General features: G+C 69.8%; 15 protein-coding genes, 6 tRNA genes and 1 riboswitch. Of the genes, 8 read left to right on the top strand and 13 right to left on the bottom strand.

Going from position 1 to position 18,266, the window contains the following annotated elements; translation table 11 throughout:
* The first annotated feature begins 9 nt into the window (after positions 1 to 9).
* Together ACFXMV_RS07370 and ACFXMV_RS07365 are read left to right on the top strand one after the other, a co-directional pair.
* Positions 10 to 2,286, top strand: a complete 2,277-nt coding sequence (locus ACFXMV_RS07370; protein ID WP_378502866.1) for a molybdopterin-dependent oxidoreductase — start codon at positions 10 to 12, stop codon at positions 2,284 to 2,286.
* A gap of 52 nt (positions 2,287 to 2,338) precedes the next feature.
* Positions 2,339 to 3,589, top strand: coding sequence for a serine hydrolase domain-containing protein (locus tag ACFXMV_RS07365; protein WP_378500686.1), 1,251 nt, complete (start codon positions 2,339 to 2,341; stop codon positions 3,587 to 3,589).
* A gap of 81 nt (positions 3,590 to 3,670) precedes the next feature.
* Here the strand turns inward: ACFXMV_RS07365 and msrB are convergent, their stop codons facing one another.
* Genes msrB through ACFXMV_RS07345 form a run of 4 tightly spaced genes read right to left on the bottom strand, consistent with a single transcriptional unit; the run spans position 3,671 to position 7,769 of the window.
* A complete protein-coding gene (gene msrB, locus ACFXMV_RS07360) occupies positions 3,671 to 4,087 on the bottom strand; it encodes a peptide-methionine (R)-S-oxide reductase MsrB (RefSeq protein WP_378500687.1) in 417 nt (138 codons plus the stop codon).
* A 13-nt stretch (positions 4,088 to 4,100) separates the two neighbouring features.
* On the bottom strand, positions 4,101 to 5,366 hold the full coding sequence (locus ACFXMV_RS07355) for a glycosyltransferase family 87 protein (RefSeq protein ID WP_378500688.1): 1,266 nt from the start codon (positions 5,364 to 5,366) through the stop codon (positions 4,101 to 4,103).
* Positions 5,367 to 5,410: 44 nt separating this feature from the next.
* Positions 5,411 to 6,991, bottom strand: a complete 1,581-nt coding sequence (locus ACFXMV_RS07350) for an alpha/beta hydrolase (RefSeq protein WP_378500689.1) — start codon at positions 6,989 to 6,991, stop codon at positions 5,411 to 5,413.
* Between the two features lie 22 nt (positions 6,992 to 7,013).
* A complete protein-coding gene (locus ACFXMV_RS07345) occupies positions 7,014 to 7,769 on the bottom strand; it encodes a pyrimidine reductase family protein (RefSeq protein WP_378502810.1) in 756 nt (251 codons plus the stop codon).
* 34 nt (positions 7,770 to 7,803) lie between these two features.
* Between ACFXMV_RS07345 and zapE the strand changes: the two genes are divergently transcribed.
* On the top strand, positions 7,804 to 8,817 hold the full coding sequence (gene zapE, locus ACFXMV_RS07340) for a cell division protein ZapE (protein WP_378502390.1): 1,014 nt from the start codon (positions 7,804 to 7,806) through the stop codon (positions 8,815 to 8,817).
* Positions 8,818 to 8,903: 86 nt separating this feature from the next.
* Positions 8,904 to 10,832, top strand: a complete 1,929-nt coding sequence (locus ACFXMV_RS07335) for an SEC-C metal-binding domain-containing protein (RefSeq protein ID WP_378502809.1) — start codon at positions 8,904 to 8,906, stop codon at positions 10,830 to 10,832.
* Between the two features lie 19 nt (positions 10,833 to 10,851).
* Here ACFXMV_RS07335 and ACFXMV_RS07330 read toward each other — a convergent pair whose 3' ends face one another.
* Both ACFXMV_RS07330 and ACFXMV_RS07325 read right to left on the bottom strand, forming a co-directional pair.
* A complete protein-coding gene (locus tag ACFXMV_RS07330; protein ID WP_378500611.1) occupies positions 10,852 to 11,382 on the bottom strand; it encodes a GNAT family N-acetyltransferase in 531 nt (176 codons plus the stop codon).
* Positions 11,383 to 11,404: 22 nt separating this feature from the next.
* Positions 11,405 to 12,607: an MFS transporter gene (locus ACFXMV_RS07325; RefSeq protein ID WP_378500612.1), complete on the bottom strand. Its 1,203-nt coding sequence runs from the start codon at positions 12,605 to 12,607 to the stop codon at positions 11,405 to 11,407.
* 99 nt (positions 12,608 to 12,706) lie between these two features.
* Between ACFXMV_RS07325 and ACFXMV_RS07320 the strand changes: the two genes are divergently transcribed.
* The gene (locus tag ACFXMV_RS07320; protein ID WP_378500613.1) at positions 12,707 to 14,098 is read left to right on the top strand and encodes a GH1 family beta-glucosidase; all 1,392 of its coding nucleotides are present in this window, start codon (positions 12,707 to 12,709) and stop codon (positions 14,096 to 14,098) included.
* Positions 14,095 to 15,018: an alpha/beta hydrolase fold domain-containing protein gene (locus ACFXMV_RS07315; RefSeq protein WP_378500614.1), complete on the top strand. Its 924-nt coding sequence runs from the start codon at positions 14,095 to 14,097 to the stop codon at positions 15,016 to 15,018. The genes ACFXMV_RS07320 and ACFXMV_RS07315 overlap by 4 nt, the downstream gene beginning before the upstream one ends.
* On the opposite strand, the gene ACFXMV_RS07310 is transcribed toward ACFXMV_RS07315, so the two are convergent.
* The 7 genes from ACFXMV_RS07310 to ACFXMV_RS07280 form a co-directional block, all read right to left on the bottom strand.
* On the bottom strand, positions 15,002 to 15,388 hold the full coding sequence (locus tag ACFXMV_RS07310; RefSeq protein ID WP_378500615.1) for a DUF2784 domain-containing protein: 387 nt from the start codon (positions 15,386 to 15,388) through the stop codon (positions 15,002 to 15,004). The genes ACFXMV_RS07315 and ACFXMV_RS07310 overlap by 17 nt on opposite strands.
* A gap of 33 nt (positions 15,389 to 15,421) precedes the next feature.
* Entirely contained in the window at positions 15,422 to 16,483 is a 1,062-nt protein-coding gene (locus tag ACFXMV_RS07305; protein ID WP_378502808.1) for a metallophosphoesterase, read from the bottom strand.
* 172 nt (positions 16,484 to 16,655) lie between these two features.
* Positions 16,656 to 16,730, bottom strand: a tRNA-Val gene (locus tag ACFXMV_RS07300).
* 29 nt (positions 16,731 to 16,759) lie between these two features.
* A tRNA-Gly gene (locus tag ACFXMV_RS07295) sits at positions 16,760 to 16,831 on the bottom strand.
* Positions 16,832 to 16,912: 81 nt separating this feature from the next.
* Positions 16,913 to 16,984: transfer RNA gene (locus ACFXMV_RS07290), tRNA-Val, on the bottom strand.
* Between the two features lies 1 nt (position 16,985).
* Positions 16,986 to 17,056: transfer RNA gene (locus ACFXMV_RS07285), tRNA-Cys, on the bottom strand.
* A gap of 24 nt (positions 17,057 to 17,080) precedes the next feature.
* Positions 17,081 to 17,152, bottom strand: a tRNA-Gly gene (locus ACFXMV_RS07280).
* Between the two features lie 264 nt (positions 17,153 to 17,416).
* Between ACFXMV_RS07280 and ACFXMV_RS07275 the strand changes: the two genes are divergently transcribed.
* Positions 17,417 to 17,488, top strand: a tRNA-Val gene (locus tag ACFXMV_RS07275).
* 164 nt (positions 17,489 to 17,652) lie between these two features.
* Entirely contained in the window at positions 17,653 to 18,030 is a 378-nt protein-coding gene (locus ACFXMV_RS07270) for a TIGR02611 family protein (RefSeq protein WP_378501935.1), read from the top strand.
* Positions 18,021 to 18,171, top strand: a riboswitch (cobalamin riboswitch). (Overlaps the previous gene by 10 nt.)
* Positions 18,172 to 18,266: the final 95 nt, after the last annotated feature.

Raw genomic sequence — 18,266 nt, 5'->3', positions numbered from 1 at the left:
CACCAGCAGATGGCGCACTGGGGGATGTTCGAGGCCGAGACCATGGGCGGCGAGGTCACCGCGGTGCACCCGTTCTCCGGCGACGCCGACCCCTCGCCCATCCTGGCCAACGCGGTCGGTTCGGTGCGGCACCGCTCGCGGATCACCGGGCCCGCGGTCCGGCGCGGCTGGCTCGAGAACGGGCCCGGCCCGTCCGATGCGCGCGGCGCCGACGAATTCGTCGCGGTCGGCTGGGACGAGTTGACCGAACTGCTGGCCACCGAACTGCGTCGCGTCGTCGACCGGCACGGCAACCGCGCGATCTACGGCGGCTCCTACGGGTGGTCCTCGCCCGGCCGCTTCCATCATGCGCAGAGCCAGGTGCACCGCTTCCTGAAGATGCTCGGCGGCTACACCCGTTCCGAACACAGCTACTCGCTCGGCGCGACAGGCGTGATCATGCCGCGGGTGGTCGGCACGCATTGGAAGATGTTCGCGCGCTCCACGAACTGGGAGGTCATCGCCCGCGAGACGGACCTGATGGTGTGCTTCGGCGGCGTGCCGCTCAAGAACACCGCCGTCAACGACGGCGGCACCAGCGATCACCCGACCAGGGGCGCGCTCGACGCGCTGCGGGCGCGCGGCGGCAAGGTCGTCTCGATCAGCCCGCTGCGCGACGACCTGCACGGTGAGGCCGAGCGGCTCGCGCCGCGTCCAGGCACGGACGTGGCGATCATGCTCGCCTGCGCCTATGTCCTCGCCGACGAGGGGCTCGCGGACCGGGCCTTCCTGGACCGCTACTGCACCGGCTACGAGGTGTTCGAGGACTACCTGCTGGGTAAGGCGGACGGGGTCGCGAAGACCCCGGAGTGGGCGGGGGCGCTGTCCGGCCTGCCCGCGGACACCATCGCGGGCCTGGCCCGCCGGATGACCAAGGGCCGCACCCTGATCTCCGTCACCTGGTCGCTGCAGCGGGTCCGGCACGGGGAACAGGCGCCGTGGGCCGGCATCACCCTCGCCGCGATGCTCGGCCAGATCGGTTTGCCCGGAGGCGGTTTCGGGCACGGGTACGGGTCGATGAACGAACCAGGCCTGGCGCCGGTGCCGTACCCGTTACCGACCCTGTTCCAGGGGCAGAATCCGGTGTCGGATTCCATTCCGGTGGCCGCGATCTCGGACCTGCTGCTGAATCCGGGGCAGGAGTACGACTTCGACGGCGAGCGCCGCACCTTCCCCGACATCCGCCTGGTGTACTGGGCGGGCGGCAATCCGTTCCATCATCACCAGGATCTGGGCAGGCTGCAGCGCGCCCTGGCCCGGCCGGACACGATCGTCGTGCACGACCCGTACTGGACGCCGATGGCTCGCCGCGCGGACATCGTCGTTCCATCGACGACGTCCCTCGAACGCGAGGACCTGTCCTGCACGCGCAACGACCCGTTGATGGTGGCGATGCACGCCGCCACAGCGAGATTCGCCGACGCCCGTGACGACTACGACACCTTCTCCGCACTCGCGCACCGGCTCGGGTTCGGGGAGCGTTTCACCGAGGGCCGCACGGCAGGGCAATGGATCGAGCACCTCTACGGCCAGTGGCGCGGGTACGTTCTCGCCGACGGCGGGGAGGCGCCCGAGTTCGACGAGTTCTGGCGGCGCGGTCACGTGCGGATGCGCACCGAGGACCAGTTGACCCTCTTCGAGGATTTCCGGGCCGATCCGGTGGCCAACGCGTTGCGCACCCCGAGCGGCAAGATCGAGATCTTCTCCGCCGACATCGCCGGCTTCGGCTATCACGACTGCGCCGGCCACCCCACCTGGTACGAGCCGGAGGAATGGCTCGGCGGCCGCAGGGCCGAGACGTTCCCGCTGCACCTGATCGCGAACCAGCCGAAGACCCGACTGCACAGCCAACTCGACCACGGCGCGACCAGCCAGGGCTCGAAAGTGCGGGGCCGCGAACCGATCCGGCTGCACCCCGACGACGCCGCCGGACGCGGGGTCGCCGACGGCGACGTGGTGCGGGTGTTCAACGACCGCGGCGCCTGCCTGGCCGGGGCGGTGCTCGACGACGGGCTGATGCCGGGCGTGGTGCAGCTCGCCACCGGCGCCTGGTACGACCCGCTCGACCCCGCCGACCCGAATTCCCTGTGCGTGCACGGCAATCCGAACGTGCTCACCGCCGACGTCGGCACGTCGAGCCTGGCGCGCGGATGCACCGGCCAGCATGTGTTGGTGCAGGTGGAGCGGTTCGAGGGCGAGCTGCCGCCGATCCGCGCCTACGACCCGCCGGTGGTGCGGTTGCGCTGACGGTCTCGATTTCGCCGCGACACTCCGGACCTGCGGAGTAGCGTGACCGGGCATGGACCGTCGTGCGGTGACCTGTCGACCACGCCATCTTCGAGCGGCCGGCGCCGCATTCGCCCTGACCCTGCTGCTCGGTGCCTGTTCCTCGGACACCGGGTCGGACTCGGGTCCCAGCTCCGCGGCCGCCTCGCCAGGAGCGCCCGCCCCCGCGATCGACGATGCGACCCTGCAGTCGACCGTGCAGGAGGCCGCCAAGGAGTTCCTGCTGCCCGGCGCGGTGGTGTTGCTGCGCACGCCGGAGGGTGAGCAGACCGTCACCTACGGCACGACCGAACACGGCGGCGGTGCTCCGGTCACCCTCGACGACCACGTCCGGGTCGGCTCGAACACCAAGACCTGGACGGGAACGGTGATCCTGCAACTGGTGCAGGAGGGCAGGCTCGCCCTCGAGGACCCGGTCTCGAAATACAGGCCAGACGTCCCCGGCGGCGACGGCATCACGATCGAGCAGCTGCTGAACATGCGCAGCGGGCTGTTCAACTACAGCGAGACCCTCGAGCTGAACGAGGCCCTCGACAAGGACCCGCAAAAGGTATGGGCGCCTGAGGAGTTGCTGTCGCTGGCATTCGCGCATCCGCCGTATTTCCCGCCCGGGCAGGGTTACCACTACTCGAACACCAACTTCGTCCTGCTCGGCCTGATCGCCGAGCAACTCGACGGCAAGCCGTTGCAGGAGATCTTCCGGGACCGGCTGTTCACCCCGGTCGGCCTGGCGCACACCGAATTCCCCGCGCTGACCTCGAACGCCATCCCCACCCCGTACTCACGCGGCTACATGTTCGGTGACAACGTGCTGACGCTGACCGACCCCGCGATACCGCCGGACATGCAGGCCGCGGCGACGGCAGGCACCCTCGCGCCGAAAGACGTGACCGACGGCAACCCGTCCTGGGCATGGTCGGCCGGATCGGGCATCTCCACCGCGCACGACCTCGCGACCTGGGTGGAGGCCCTGGCCGACGGCAAGGTGCTCGACGCCGACATGCAGGCACGCCGCCTCGCGAGCGTGCAGCCGGTCGACCCGAGCAAGCCGGGCGGACCCGAGTACGGCTGGGCGATCGCGAAGCTGGGCCCGCTCTACGGCCACACCGGCGAACTGCCCGGCTACAACTCGTTCATGGGTTCCGACGCCGAGAGCGGCGTGACGCTCGTCGTCTGGGCGAACCTGGCGCCCGGCGCCAACGGTCAGGACCCGGCCAGCACCATCGCCAAGACGATCATCGAGAAGATGTTCGCCCCGAAGTGAGGTCTCGTCAGGCGGTCCTGTCGAACTCGAAGTATCCGAGTGGGGCCACGACGAGCGCGGTCATGAGGACGGATCGGGCGGCTACTCCGTCGGTGTCAGCCGCAGTGAGATCGAGTTGATGCAGTACCGCTGATCGGTCGGCGTCGGGTAGCCCTCGCCCTCGAAGACGTGGCCGAGGTGGCTGTGGCAGTTCGCGCACACCACTTCCACGCGGCGCATGCCCAGCGACACGTCCGGGCGCAGGATCACCGCGTCGGAGTCGGCCGGGTCGAAGAAGGACGGCCACCCGCAATGGGATTCGAACTTCTCGGTGCTGGTGAACAGCAGCGCGTCGCAGGCCCGGCAGTGGTACTCGCCCGCCGTCGTCGTGTCGGTGTACTCGCCGACGCCCGGGCGTTCGGTGCCGGCCTGCCGGAGCACCGCGAACTCCTCGGGGGTCAGCCGCTCGCGCCACTGCGCATCGGTGAGCTGGACGCGGGGGGCGGGTTCGGAACTCATGGGTCCACCGTACTCAGACGGTCACAGCAGCCCGCTCGACCTTCGCGCGCTCGTCGACCAGGAACGCCGGGTCGATGCCGCCGTCCAACCGGTTCTCGCGCTTCGCGGTGAGATACCGGGTGAGCAGCACCGCGAAGATCACCACGAGCAGCAGGCTCCAGCCGAGGGTGGTCTTCATGTATTCGGCGGCGCGGCCGGAGGCAGGGAACCGCACCGACAGCCAGCTGTCGTAGCTCATGAACCCGTAGACGGCCAGCCAGGCCGGCCAGTTCCGCATCACCGAGTTCCGCAGCACCACGCTCATCAGCAGCGGGAACAGCATCATCGAGTAGTACATCTGGCCGAGCGAGCCCAGCAGGAACGACGCGGTCAGCAGCACGCCGGAGGCGGTGGTGACGAAGAACAGCTGGTCGTCCCGGTAGTAGCGGTACAGCAGCCACAGCGACACGAGGACCATCACGGCGAACATCGCGCGCATGCCCAGGACCAGCAGGTCCGGCAGGCCGTAGTAGGCGCCGTTGCCGACGATCGCGCTGTTGAAGTAGTCGCGGGACTCCAGCAGGTACGGCAGTGTGCGGTGCACGAAGTCCATCGGATCGGCCGACAGCGGCCAGGCGACGGCGGTGAGGATCAGCGGGATGCCTGCCGCGGTGACGAAGACCTTCCACTGCTTGCTCACCAGCGGCAGCAGCAGCAGCGGGGCCAGGATCGGTTTGACGGCGAACGTGAGGCCGAGCGCGACGCCGGACCACGCGTCCTTCCTGCGCAGCAGCAGGAACATGAACGCCACCTCGCCGAGCAGGACGAGGCCGTTGATGTTGGTGAAGACCAGCGTGTTGGTGACCGTCTCGGTCGCGAACATCGCGAACAGCAGGATCGGCGCCGCGATGGAGTCGAGCGCCAGGTTGAACATCTTCAGCAGCAGGTAGCCGGCGATGATCACGGCCGCCGCATTGACCAGGATGAACAGCCAGCGCGAGCGCTCCGGGTCGACGATCGCGAGCGGGGCGATCAGCAGGGTGCCGCTGGGTGGGTACAGGTAGTGCGGGTCCACCCAGTTGAAGTTCGCGGTGTACACCGGCCGGTGGTTGAGGAACTCGAGCGCTGCCTTGTATACCGGCGCGAAGTCGTCGGTCCGGAACCCGTTCACCGCCTTGACCAGCACTCGATGCAGCACCGTCATGATGGCGATCGGCCACAACGCGAACTTGACGACCTCAGCGGTCGTCCGTCCGGTGCGCGGTTCGAGCTGTCGAAGGAACACCGTGGCACGGTACACCGGACGGGCACCCTGACGTTCGGGTGACACTCCGCGGAGCCGCCTCAGCCGGGGCAGGCGCCGCCGTCCGGGGGCAGCACGCCGGTACGGGCGTACACGGCGATCGCGAGCTGCCCGCAGCCCGAATGGGTGGACACCGGGTGCCCGCTACCGAGCCAGGCGACGGTCGCGTTGGCGGCGCCCGCGGCGGCGACGGTGCCGGTGACGGAGCCGGCCCCGGCGCTGCCCACGATCGGGTCCGCGACGCCGCTGAGCACCAGCACGGTGGCGTCGAGGCTCGAGGGCAGGTCCTGCGGCGGCGTGGTCGGCCAGGCCGTGCACAGCAGCAGCGCCAGCGCGGCGTCGGGCCCGAACACCGGGTACTGCTCGGCCCAGGCGGCGCGCAGCTCGCGCACGCGGCCCGGCGTCGGCCACTGGCGCCCGTCGGAGCAGCGCGCGATGAACTGGCCGTCCGAGTCGGTGGCGGCCGCGGTGTGTCCGACGAGGGACTCGAGCGGGCCGATGTCGCCGCGACCGGCCGCGGACAGCAGGTCCGCGAACTCACGGACGCGCGCCTGCTGGTCGCCGCGGGGTGCGCCGAGGAAGCCGGTGAGGGCGGTCAGCAGCCCGTTCGACGAGACCGGGGCGAGTTCGCCTGCGGACGCGCGGCGGACCAGGTCGGCCACCGCGGAGCGGGGATCGGGACCAAGCGAGCAGGCCAGCGCGGCACACTGCCGGGCGAAGGCGGCCAGCGCCGCCTCCTGCCCCGCCACCCGGGACTCGGCCGCGGTCACGGCATCGGCGCGGACCGAGCCGGGGGCGTCGAGCACGAGCCGGGACAGGCCGTCCGGATGTTTCGTCGCATAGGCCAGCGCGACCGCCGAACCGTTTCCGGTGGCGAGCAGGCCCAACCGCTCGACGCCCCAGGCCGTCCGCAGCTGCTCGAGGTCGTCGGCGGCGTGCGCGGCGTCGAAGGCCAGTTCCTGCGGCTGCAGGAAGTCGGTGCAGGCGACGGTGGCGTCGCGGCTGAGCGCCATCACCTTGTCCGCTGCGTCTCCGCCGTCGGCGTCCGGCGGCGAGAACTGTCCGAGATCGAGCATCTCCTGGCGCAGGCCAGGGGACTCGATGGAGTCGATGCACTCGATGAGGGTCGAGGTGCCGATCCCGCGGCGGTCGACCGCGACCACCGGCCGGGCGGCCAGCAGGTCGGTGATCGGTCCCGCGGCCAGCGCGGCGAGGGTGGCGGTCGAGGACCGGTCCGAGCCCGAGGTGAGGACCAGGGGACCGGCGTCGACCGGGGTGTTGCCGATCCTGGCCCGGGACACGCCGAGGCTGAACGTGCCGGGGATCGTCGCGGCCGCGTCGATGGGGGCGGCGAGCTGCGCGCACTCGATGATCAGCCCCTCCGGTCCCGGACCGAGGCCGAGGGTGTCCAGCGTGATCCGGGTGCAGTCGGTCCAGTCGAGCTCCGTGCGGGGGATCTCGAGCGGCGGCGGCTCCACCTCGGTGTCGTCCGGTTGGGCCGCCATCTCGCCCGGACGCTGCGCGACGGCGACGTCGGGACGCACGCTCGGACCGGCGCCGCAGGCGCAGCAGAGGGCGAGTACCACGGCGAGCGGCCACGTCCTGCGCAGTGGGGAGGTCACGACGCACAGCCTGCCAGGTCGCTCAGCCGTTCTGCTTGCGTACCCAGCGCGTGAGCAGCGTGCCGTCCGCGTCCCCGAGCAGATGCGCGCGCCGCATCGGCGTCGCCGCGGGAGCGGGAGAGACCGCGATTCGGGGTGCTGGGCCGCCGACCAGCAGCGGGGAGGTGGTCAGGCACAGCTCGTCGACGGCGTCGTCGGCCAGCAGCTGCCCGAACAGGGCGGGCCCGCCCTCGCACAGCACCCGGTGCAGGCCGAGCCCGTCGAGGGTATCGATGATCGCCGCCGACGTCACGGTGGTCTCGCCGATCTCGAGCACGCGCGCGCCCGCCGCGGAGAGCGCGGCCTTCCGATCCGCTGGTGCGGCGGTGGCGGTGAGGATCACCGGCGCCACGGCGGTGTCGGTCAGCAGTCGGGACGCCGGATCGATGTGGGCGCTCGCGGTGACGACGGCGATGGGCGGGGCGTCGGACTGTCCGCGGTCGCGCCTGCGTGCCCGCTGCTCCGCGGTGACCCGGGCGCCGCCGTAGTTCTCCGCCCGAACGGTCCCGGCCCCGACCAGGATCACGTCGGCGAGTTCGCGCAGGACGCCGAACAGTCGTTTGTCGGCGGGAGTGCCGAGTCCCCCGGAGGTGCCGTCGGCGCTCACCGCTCCGTCGATGCTCGAGACGAAGTTGACCCGGACCCACGGCCCGGACGCCGTCCCCGGATAGACGTGCAGGTCACGAAGTCCGGCGTCGTCGAGTGGTGTGAGGTGGGTCGCATTATCGAGGCGGTGCATATGGGAGATAACAGCACGTAGATAACCTCCTTGCATGCACGAGCGTCTTGTTGATCGCAGTCCGGTGGTTCAAGCCGACCAGTTGATCGCGCAAATGGTCCCGCCTGCGATGTTCGACGACGTCAGTTTCGCCTCGTACATCCCCGATCCGAACGAGCCGAGCCAGGCCGCTGCGGTGCGCAAGGCCGAGGAGTTCGCGGCCAAGGTGGCGAAGATCCGCTCCGGCGGACGGCGGGGGTTGTTCGGCAAGAAGGCCCAGGCCAGCGGCGCGGGTCTGTACCTCGACGGCGGCTTCGGTGTCGGCAAGACCCACCTGCTGGCGTCGATCTTCCACAGCGTGCCGTCGCCCAAGGCCTTCGGGACGTTCGTCGAACTCACCCATGTGGTCGGCGCGCTCGGCTTCAACAACGCGGTGGAGCAGCTCTCCGGCCACAGCGTGCTGTGCATCGACGAGTTCGAGCTCGATGATCCGGGCGACACCATGCTTGTCTCGCGCCTGCTCACCGAGCTGTCGGCGCGTGGCGTCTCGATCGTGGCCACCTCGAACACCCTGCCGGGGCAGCTGGGCGAGGGCAGGTTCGCGGCCCAGGACTTCCTCCGCGAGATCAAGAAGCTCGGTTCGATCTTCGAGACGATCCGGGTCGACGGGCCCGACTACCGCCACCGCGACCTGCCGCCAGCACCGGAGCCGATCTCGGACGCGGAGCTGGCCGAGCGCGCCGACTCGATCGCCGGTGCGACGCTCGACGACTTCGACGCGCTGTGCAAGCACCTGAGCACGCTGCACCCCTCGCGCTACAACAAGCTGATCGCGGATGTGCCCGCGGTGTTCCTGCGGGGCGTGCACCCGGCGGAGGACCAGTCGGTGGCGCTGCGGCTGGTGGTGCTCGCCGACCGCCTCTACGACGCGAGCATCCCGGTCACCGTGTCCGGCGCCAAGCTGGACGAGATCTTCACCCCGGAGATGCTCGCGGGCGGCTACCGGAAGAAGTACCTGCGCGCGACCTCCCGACTGCTCGCGCTGTCCCGCTTCGAGGTCGCGGCGTAATTCGGCTACGCCGACTGTGAGTGATTTGTACCCCGACCTGGGTATGAATCACGCACATGCGCGAAGCGCGATTACGATCGATCCCCGTGACCGAGATCGACGATCCCCGTGACCTCATCGCCGACGCCGCGATGGACATCCTCCGCGACCGCGGGGCGCTGACCACCGAGGAGTGGGGTCGGCTGCTCGCCGAGGCCGGACACGGGTCGGCCAGCGAGATGGAGCAGCTGGTCGAGCTGTTCGACGAGCACGGTCTCGGATTCCTGCCCGACGGCCGCAACCTCGCCCTCGAGCCACTGCTCGAGGGGCGGATGCTCACCCACCGGCTCACCGCCACGGAGATCGCGGCCGACATCCTCGACGCCAACCCCGACCTCACCCCGCTGACGGGGTTCGCGCTCGACCCCGAGCGCGACCAGGGCGGTGAATTCAGCGTCGTCTTCGGCGATTTCGACGATGACCGGCTCGCCGAGCGCGGGGTGAGCGACCCGGACTTCCTGTATGACGAGGGCCTGTTGCTCGCACCCGCCGCGTTGGCCGGGTGCGCGGCGGGGGACCTCGTCGCGATCACGGTCGCCGACGGCCGGCTGGCGCTGCGGCGGGTCACCGGGGAACTGGCGCAGGCTCCGGACCTCACGGAGGCGCTCGCCCGAATCGTGCCTGCCGGCACCCTGGACAACCTGGACTCCGTCGTCTGGCAGCTGATGGTCGAGGATGCGGCGCTGTTCCGCGGCGCGACCGCCCCGCTCGGTGAGCTGATCGAGGCCGCCGGCTACGTCCGCGACGGGGACTACCTCGCGGCGGCGGGCTTCGATTTCGCCGAGCACCACCTGCAGACCCGGGTCGGGATCGTGGCCCGCGAGTACGAACTGCATCCCGACGAGGCACGCGCGGTGGTGGAATTCCTCGGCCTGGTGCGCCGGACTCACGACCAGGCCGCTGCCGGTATCGACCCGGCCGACTATGTGCGCGAACAGGTTTCGGGACACGCCGATACCTACGCGGCGCTCGGGGATCAGGTGGTGGCCGCCGCGGCGCTCGACGTGGTGACCGGCTACGCGGACACCGAACACGCCCTGCACGCGGCCGCGGTCGGACTGGCCGAGCTGGGCTCACGCAGGCTCAGGGCGCCTGCCGGTTGGCTGGCGGGCAAGGCCGCCGACCAGCTCGGCGACGTCACCGCCGCGATCGAGTACTACGAGGAGTGCCTCGACCGCGACCCCGAGTGGGTCCCGGCGATCTTCGACCTCGCGTTGCTCGCCGCGGACGCGGGAGACGTGACGCGGGCGCAGTCGCTGCTCGGTCGGATCGAGGACGGCGAGTCCGAGCCCCTGCACGACGTGCTGGCCCGATTCCAGCCCCGCGAGCACCCCGGGCTCGGCCGCAACGACCGCTGTTGGTGCGGGTCGGGCCGCAAGTACAAGGCCTGCCATCTCGGCAAGTCCGAGCTGTCCCCGGACGATCGCGCCGCGTGGCTGTACAGCAAGGCGCTGCTGTTCATGCGGACGCCGGAACTGTTCGACGGGCTCTACGAGCTCGCGGAGGCACGCACCGCGTACTGGGACGAGGTCGACGCGGAGACGATGGGCAGGGCGCTCGAGGGCGGGCTCGTGGTCGACGTGGGCCTGTTCGAGGGCGGCGTCCTCGCGCTGTATGTCGCCCGGCGCGCGGTGCTGCTGCCGCCCGAGGACTTCGAGCTGGCCCGGCAGTGGCTGGGCACGCAACGGTCCGTGTTCGAGGTGATCGCGACCGCTGCCGACGTGCTGACGCTGCGGGACCTGCGCGGGGGTGCGACCGTCGAGGTCCGCGGCGAGTGGGGGAGCAGCGGCATCGACGTCGGCTCGGTGGTCTGCGCGCGACCGCTGCCGACAGGACCGGCGACGCTGTGGGCGCCCGGCGGCGTGGAACCGGTCGCGGCGTCGGACGTGGACGAGCTGCTCGCACTGCTCGATGCCGAGGACGCCGATCCGGTCGAGCTGGTCGAGTTCCTCAGCACCCCGCTTGCGCTGGACTAGTTTCGCCTCGTCATCGTGCTCAGACCGCCCGCTGCATGACGAAATCGTGGTGTAGCTGCTCGCCGACCAGGAACGTCTTCGTGCCGACCCGTTCGAAGCCGTTCTTTGCGTAGAAGCGCTGTGCCCGCGCGTTTTCCTGGTTCACCCCGAGCCAGACCCCCGCGGCGCCCAGTGCGCGCGCGTGGTCGAGCGCGGCGGTCATCAGCGCCGTGGACACCCCGTCGCCGTGCCGGTCCGGCAGCACGTACAGCTTGCTGATCTCCACCGTTGGCAGCAGCGACACCGCTGCCCGGACGTCGGGATCGTCGGGGGTGCCGTCGACGAGCATCGCGTAGCCGATGATGCCGTCCACGCCGACGGCCTTGAGGACGGTCCTGTCCGGTGCGGCGAGGTACTCGCTGAAGCGGGCCTCGGACAGCACGGCGCCGACGAAGTCCGCGACGTCGGCCTCGGTCGCGGACGGCGGGCACGCCAGCGGGAACGTCACCGCGGCCACCGCGGCCAGCTCGGCGGCGTCGGAGGCGAGGGCACGGATGACGGCGACGCTCATGCGCTCAGTCAATCACGTGCGCTCAGTCAACCACCCGCGACAGTCCCGATGAATCCGGCTCTGCGACTACCCGTTCCGGCCGGAACGCGGGGGCGAGCAGGAACAACGCCACCGCGAACACCAGGGGCAGGACGAAGCCGATCCGCAGATCGGAGACCGCCGCGACGGCCCCGACGATGGCGCCGCCGATCAGCGTGCCCGCGTAGTTGAACAGGTTGAGCCGGGCGATCACGGCGTCCGTCTGGTCCGGCGGGGCGAGCCGGCCTGCGGCGCTGAAACAGAGTGGGGCGACGACGGGGGCGCCGAGGCCGACGATCAGGAAGCCGACGATCGCGACGGCGGGGCTCTGCGCGGCGACCACCACGACCAGCCCGAGCGCGGCGATCGCCGTGCCGACCCGGACCACCGCGATCTCGCCGTGGCGACGCACCCAGAAGTCGCCGGTCAGGCGGGAGACCAGGCCCGCGGTCTGATAGGCGGCCACACCGAGCGCGGCGGTGCTGGCGCTGGAGAGCAACAGGTCCTTGAGGTACAGCGCGGACCAGTTGCCGACGCTGAAGTCGATGGCGAAGAACAGGGCCATCGCCGCACCGAGGGCGAGGAAGGGCCGCATCGGGATCGTCAGCGGCGCGGCGGACGTGGCGGCCTCGGACTCCGGTCCGACCGCCAGCAGCCGGGGTCCGATCAGCAGGGTTCCGGCGGCGACCGCGAGGGCGGCGAGGAAGATCGAGACCGGCAGGCTCACCCCGACCTCCGAGCAGATCGCGACGAACAGGGCACCGACGATGGCGCCGACGCTCCACACCGCGTGGAACGAGGACAGGATCGACCTGCCGTACCGGTGCTGGATCGCCACGGCCTGCATGTTGGCTGCGGCGTCGACCATGCCGAGGCCGATGCCGTAGACGGCGAACCCGATGAAGAACAGGGCGGTCGAGGGTGCGACCGCGATGCCGACGCCCGCACCGGCGATGACGAACAGTCCCGCCCGCAGCGTCGTCTTGCTGGAGGTCCTGGTCGCCACGTACTCGGCGAGCACGCTGCCGACGCCCGCGACCAGCGAGACCAGCACCACGGCGATCACGATGGTGGTGTCGTCGAAACCGAAGCGTTCCTTGAACTGGGGGAGCTGCGTCAGCAGCGCGGCGAGGAACATGCCCTGCAGGCCGAAGGCCACGGCGGTCGTCACGCGAGCGGCCCGCAGTGTCGGGGTGGGGAGCGTCATAGGGGACAGTGTGCTTTCGCCGAGCCCGTTCGGGCGGTGTGTTGATGAATTCAAGCACCGAGACTGGACGTGCGTCCAACATTTCGGCAAACTCGGGTGATGACTGCTGTCGAATCCAATCCGGTGTTCCCTCAGGGGTTTCTGTGGGGCGTGGCCGCCGCCGCCTACCAGATCGAGGGTGCGGTGAATGAGGGCGGACGCGGCCGCTCCATCTGGGACGAGTACTGCGAGCGACCCGGCGTCATCGTCGGGGGCGAGACAGGGGCGGTCGCCATCGACCACTATCACCGGTACCGCGAGGACGTCGCGCTGATGCGCGACCTCGGTGTCGACTCCTATCGGCTGTCGGTGTCCTGGTCCCGGGTGCAGCCCACCGGCAGCGGCAGCGTCAACGGCGAGGGGCTGGACTTCTACGACCGGCTGGTCGACGAGCTCGTCGAGGCAGGCGTCAAGCCCGCGGTGACCCTTTTCCACTGGGACCTGCCGCAGGCGTTGCAGGAGGCGGGCGGGTGGCTCAACCGCGAGACCTCGTACCGGCTCGCCGAGTACGCCGACATCATCGGCCGCCGCCTCGGCGACCGCGTGCACATGTGGATGCCGCTGAACGAGCCGGTGGTGCACACCTTCTACGGACACGCGTTCGGCGTGCACGCCCCCGGCGAGGAGCTCGGGTTCGGGGCGCTGCAGGCCGCCCACCACCAGCTGCTGGGCCACGGGCTCTCGGTGCAGGCGCTGCGCGCGGCGGGCGCTGCGAACATCGGTATCGCCTCCAATCACGCACCGGTCCGCCCGGCCAGTGAGTCCGATGCGGACACCACTGCTGCGGAGATCTACGACCACCTCGTGAACTGGACCTTCGCCGATCCGATCCTGCGCGGCAGCTACCCGGCCGAGGAGATCGGGGCGATGCTGCAGGGCCCAGTCGCCGAGGACCTCGAGGTGATCTCCCAGCCGCTGGACTGGTTCGGCATCAACTACTACGAGCCGACGGTGATCGCCGCCCCCACCGACGACGACGGCGGCGCAGGCGTGCTCGAGGTGGACCTGCCGCCGGGGATGCCGTTCCAGCCGGTGGCGCTGGAGGGCTACCCGAGGACGGACTTCGGGTGGCCGATCGTGCCTGCGGGGCTGCGGGAGATCCTGGGGATCTTCGCCGACCGGTACGGCGACGCGCTGCCGCCGATCTACATCACCGAGAGCGGCGCCTCGTTCCACGACGACGACCCCGACGCCGACGGCCGGGTCGACGACCAGCGCCGGATCGACTACCACCGGGAGCACCTGCACGCCGTGCGGGAGGCGATCGAGGACGGTGTCGACGTGCGGGGCTACTTCGCCTGGTCCATCTTCGACAACTTCGAATGGGCGGCGGGCTACAAGGAGCGGTTCGGTCTGGTCCACATCGACTACGAGACCCTGGCCCGCACCCCGAAGGACTCTTATTTCTGGTACCGCGACCTGATCGCCGGACACGCGGCCGCGAACCGATGACCAGCCTGGCGAACCGGTTGATGCCCGCCGCGCTGGCCCTGCGGGGTAGCAGGCGGGTTGGCGCCGTGGCCACCCGCCGGGAGATGGCAGGCCGGGCGTTGCGGCCACGTTCGTTCAGTCCGCCTCGTGGCCTCGATCGGCGGGTCGACATCCGGTTGGAACGCTCGGCCGCCGGTTGGCCGGTGTACTCGCTTGCCGCACACGGGGCGTCACGGCGGGATCTGGACAGCGTGCTGTACCTGCACGGTGGGTCCTATTTTCGGGAGATCACCCGTCAGCACTGGCAGTTGGTCGCCGCCATGGCCCGGTCCTTGCCGGTGGAGGTCGTCGTCCCGATCTACCCGCTGGCCCCGGTGTCGACCGCGGACGCGGTGGTCCCGGCGGCCGCCGACCTCGCCGAGGTGCTGATCGCGGAGCGCGGCGCCGATCGGTTCTGTCTGCTCGGTGATTCCGCGGGCGGGGGTATGGCGCTGGCCGTCGCGGTGGCGCTGCGGGAGCGCACGCTGGCGCCGCCGCGACGCACGGTGCTCATCTCGCCCTGGCTCGACATCACCGTCAGCGACCCCGCGATCTCGGTCCTCGCCCCGCAGGACCCGTGGCTGTGTCCCGACGGGCTGCGGGTCGCCGGTGACGCCTATCGCGGCGCGCTGGACCCCGCGGACTCCAGGGTGAGTCCGATCGAGGCCGACCTCGACGACCTGGGGCACGTCACGGTCTTCACCGGCACCCGCGACATCCTCAACGCCGACGCGCGGCGGCTGCGCGAACGAATGGCGCTCGGCAACACCGGGTTCGAGTTCCACGAGGAGCCGGGAATGCTGCACGTCTACCCGCTGCTGCCGACCCCGGAGGGCCGGATCGCGCGCCGGACCCTGCGCGCCGTCATCGACCCGCGGGCAGCGGTCAGCTCGGCGCGGTGATCTGGACCCGGGCCCGGCGCGGTCGCCTCCGGCGGACGACGTAACCGGTCCAGGAGGCGAGGACGACGAGCCCGGCGAGTGCCTGCAGCTGCGAGGTGTAGCGCTCCGGATAGACGACGCCGGTCAGGTAGGTGTCGATGAAGCCGGTGCTCAGACCCTGCTCGCCCGCTTCGCGCCTGGCCCAGTTCTCGATGTGGGTGAGCGGGCAGTCGAGCCCGAACGCAATGGTGGAGAAGCCCCAGCCCGCGAGGATCAGATGCGGCCAGATCATCCGGGGCCAGCGCCAGGCCAGGAACCCACCCGCGATGACATACACCAGGAACGCGAAGTGCACGGTCATCGTCGCCTCGGCCAGTACCCGAAAGACCATGTCGTCATTGTCCCTCGGCGCCGATCCGGAAGGCTACAAGCGCCGGTCGAACACCTGCTTCGCCCGCGCCGTCGGGATGTCGACCGTGTACACGCGGATCGCGGCGCGCTCGGCCGAGAGGTCCATCACCATGAACCCGACATCGGTGAAGTTCTGGAAGAGGTTGCGGCGATCGCCGTGTTTACCGGCCTTGCCGTGGCTGTTCTTCCCTGCGGCGCCGGAGACGATCTGACGGGTGCCCTTCGACTCGAGGGTCGGTTCGAGGACCTGAAGCGCGTGATCGTGTCCCGAGAGGATGAACTGGCACCGCCCGACGACGTGCTCCTCGTAGAACCGCTTCGCGTGCATGCCGTTCATGGGTTCGAATGGGATCCCGTCGTACTCGCCCGCGTCGCCGTGGGAGCCGTTGCTCAGGTAGGGGTGGTGGGTGCACGCGACCTTCCACTTCGCAGGCGAGGAGGCGATCGCCGCATCCAGCCACGCGCGTTGTTCGTTCATGAACTGCCCGTCCGGCGCCCAGTAGGGTGCGAGCACCGGCGGCAGGTAGGCGGCGAGCGGGTTCAGGTCGAGGACGAAGAACTCGACGACCGGGTTCTGCTCGGGCACGCGGACCGAGTAGTAGCGGGACGGCATCCACCACCGCCGGGACCGCCGGTGGTAGGCGACCTCGTCGTCGCCGCGCAGCAACCAGCCGCCGTCGCCGGGGAAGATCGCGCTGTTGTCGTGGTTTCCCAGGGCCATCACCCATGGGAAGTCGAGTCCGTGGTTGGGGTCCTCGAACTTCGTGGCGAACTGGAAGTCCTGATCGCCGTTTGGCCCGAGTTCGTAGATGTTGTCGCCGAGCCCGAGCGCCATCGACAGGGGTTCTCGGCGATGCAGGTCCCGGATCGCGTCGGCCACCGCCCATTGCGCCTTGGTTCCGGTCCCCGCGTCGCCGGTGATCAGCACCCGCAGGTCGGGGCCGGTGGGGAAGGCGAACCTGTCCGTGGCTGCGGCCGCGGCCGACGGCGCCGTTGCGGCCAGTGGAGCGGCGGCGGCCGCGGCGGCAGCGCCGGCCAGGAACCGACGGCGATCGATGCGGTTGAACTCCATCACGGGTCCTCGGGGTCGTATCGGTACGGGATCCGCAGAAGCAAACCCGACTGTGGACAGGCGTTCAACTCGACATGCCGGACCCGAGACGGAGTTCATCCGGTGTTCAGCCTGGGTGTGCGCCGCTGCCCCGATACGACGAAAGCCCCGGCCTACCCGGCCGGGGCTTTCGATTTGGTGCGCGATACTGGGATTGAACCAGTGACCTCTTCCGTGTCAGGGAAGCGCTCTCCCGCTGAGCTAATCGCGCGGGATGCCGGATCTGTCCGGCCTATCTCGAGCGGATGACGGGATTCGAACCCGCGACCCTCACCTTGGCAAGGTGATGCGCTACCACTGCGCTACATCCGCATTGTGCATGCCCTTCCGGACCCATTGTGCAGGTCCGAGAGTGCGAACAGAAAAGGCACCCGACCGGGTGCCTTTTCTTCGTGCGCGATACTGGGATTGAACCAGTGACCTCTTCCGTGTCAGGGAAGCGCTCTCCCGCTGAGCTAATCGCGCGAGGTGGAGACGGGAATCGAACCCGTGTGCACGGCTTTGCAGGCCGTTGCCTCACCACTCGGCCACTCCACCGTCAAGGTCGAGTCCAACCTCGAGAGCGGATGACGGGATTCGAACCCGCGACCCTCACCTTGGCAAGGTGATGCGCTACCACTGCGCTACATCCGCATTGCACTTCCGGGGGCTGCGTTGCTGCCTCCGTGGTGCGAGATGAAACATTAGCCCACGGGGTGTGTAGTCACAAATCGCCAGCTCAGTGGCGGAAACGTCGATCGGGTGGTGGGCTTTGCCTGGGCCGGAGGGCCTTCTCGAGTCGCTCGCAGGCCAGGCGCAGCGGGCGGCGGGGGCGGGTACATAGGCGGTTTTTCACTTCCGCGGAAGTCGTGTTAATGTTCCATCCCGTCCGGCCGCGAGAGTTCAGCGCGCGGCTGAGGTCCCGTGGCTCAGTGGGAGAGCGTCCGCTTCACACGCGGAAGGTCGCTGGTTCGATCCCAGCCGGGACCACAAAGACAAGGGTCGTCGCGAGAGTTTCGCGGCGGCCCTTTTTCTTGTGCCTGTGTGTGTGGGGCTTCTGGCCGTCGAGGCCTGGCGGGCAGTGGTTCGGCCTCCGGCGCCTGGGGCCGGCCCTCGGTAGTGTTGGCCGCGTGCCGACGACTGAGAATCGATGGATGCGCCTGCGGCGACGCATCGCGGGCAGTCCCGGACTGAACCTGGCCTACCGGATCTGCGTCGGAGTGATCGGTGGTCTCGTCCTCGCCGTCGGCATCATCGCGATCCCGTATCCGGGCCCGGGCTGGCTGATCGTGTTCGCCGGGCTCGGCATTCTCGCCTCGGAGTTCGCCTGGGCGCACCGGCTGCTGCGGTTCGCCCGGGAGCGCTACGACCGGTTCATGGCCTGGTTCGCCCGCCAGTCGGTGGTGGTCAAGGCGCTGTCCGCGTTCCTGACGTTCGCCATCGTGATCGGAACCCTGTGGGTGCTCGGCACTCTCGGGCTGATCGGCGGCTGGATCGGCATCGAGCACCCGTTGCTGGAGAGCCCGCTCTGAGCTCCGCCGGTGCTCGTGCATACTGCAGGAGCACTACTGACCTTCGCGCAGGGGAAGTCCGGTCAAAATCCGGCGCTGACCCGCAACGGTAGATCGCATACGCGACAAGCCCGATTACCTGCCGATCGTCATGAGACTCCCATTCGTCGTGGTCTACGAAACGGAAAGTCCAGTGGGGCGGCACCCGACATTGCGCGGGGCCCTTCGCGCTGGAACCGTCTTCGGCGACCCAAGAA

This window comes from Rhodococcus sp. NPDC059179, assembly GCF_042754885.1.
Lineage (GTDB): Bacteria > Actinomycetota > Actinomycetes > Mycobacteriales > Mycobacteriaceae > Rhodococcus_G.
The sequence above is the reverse complement of the archived record's forward strand: the minus strand, read 5'-3'. Positions and strand labels throughout refer to the sequence as shown.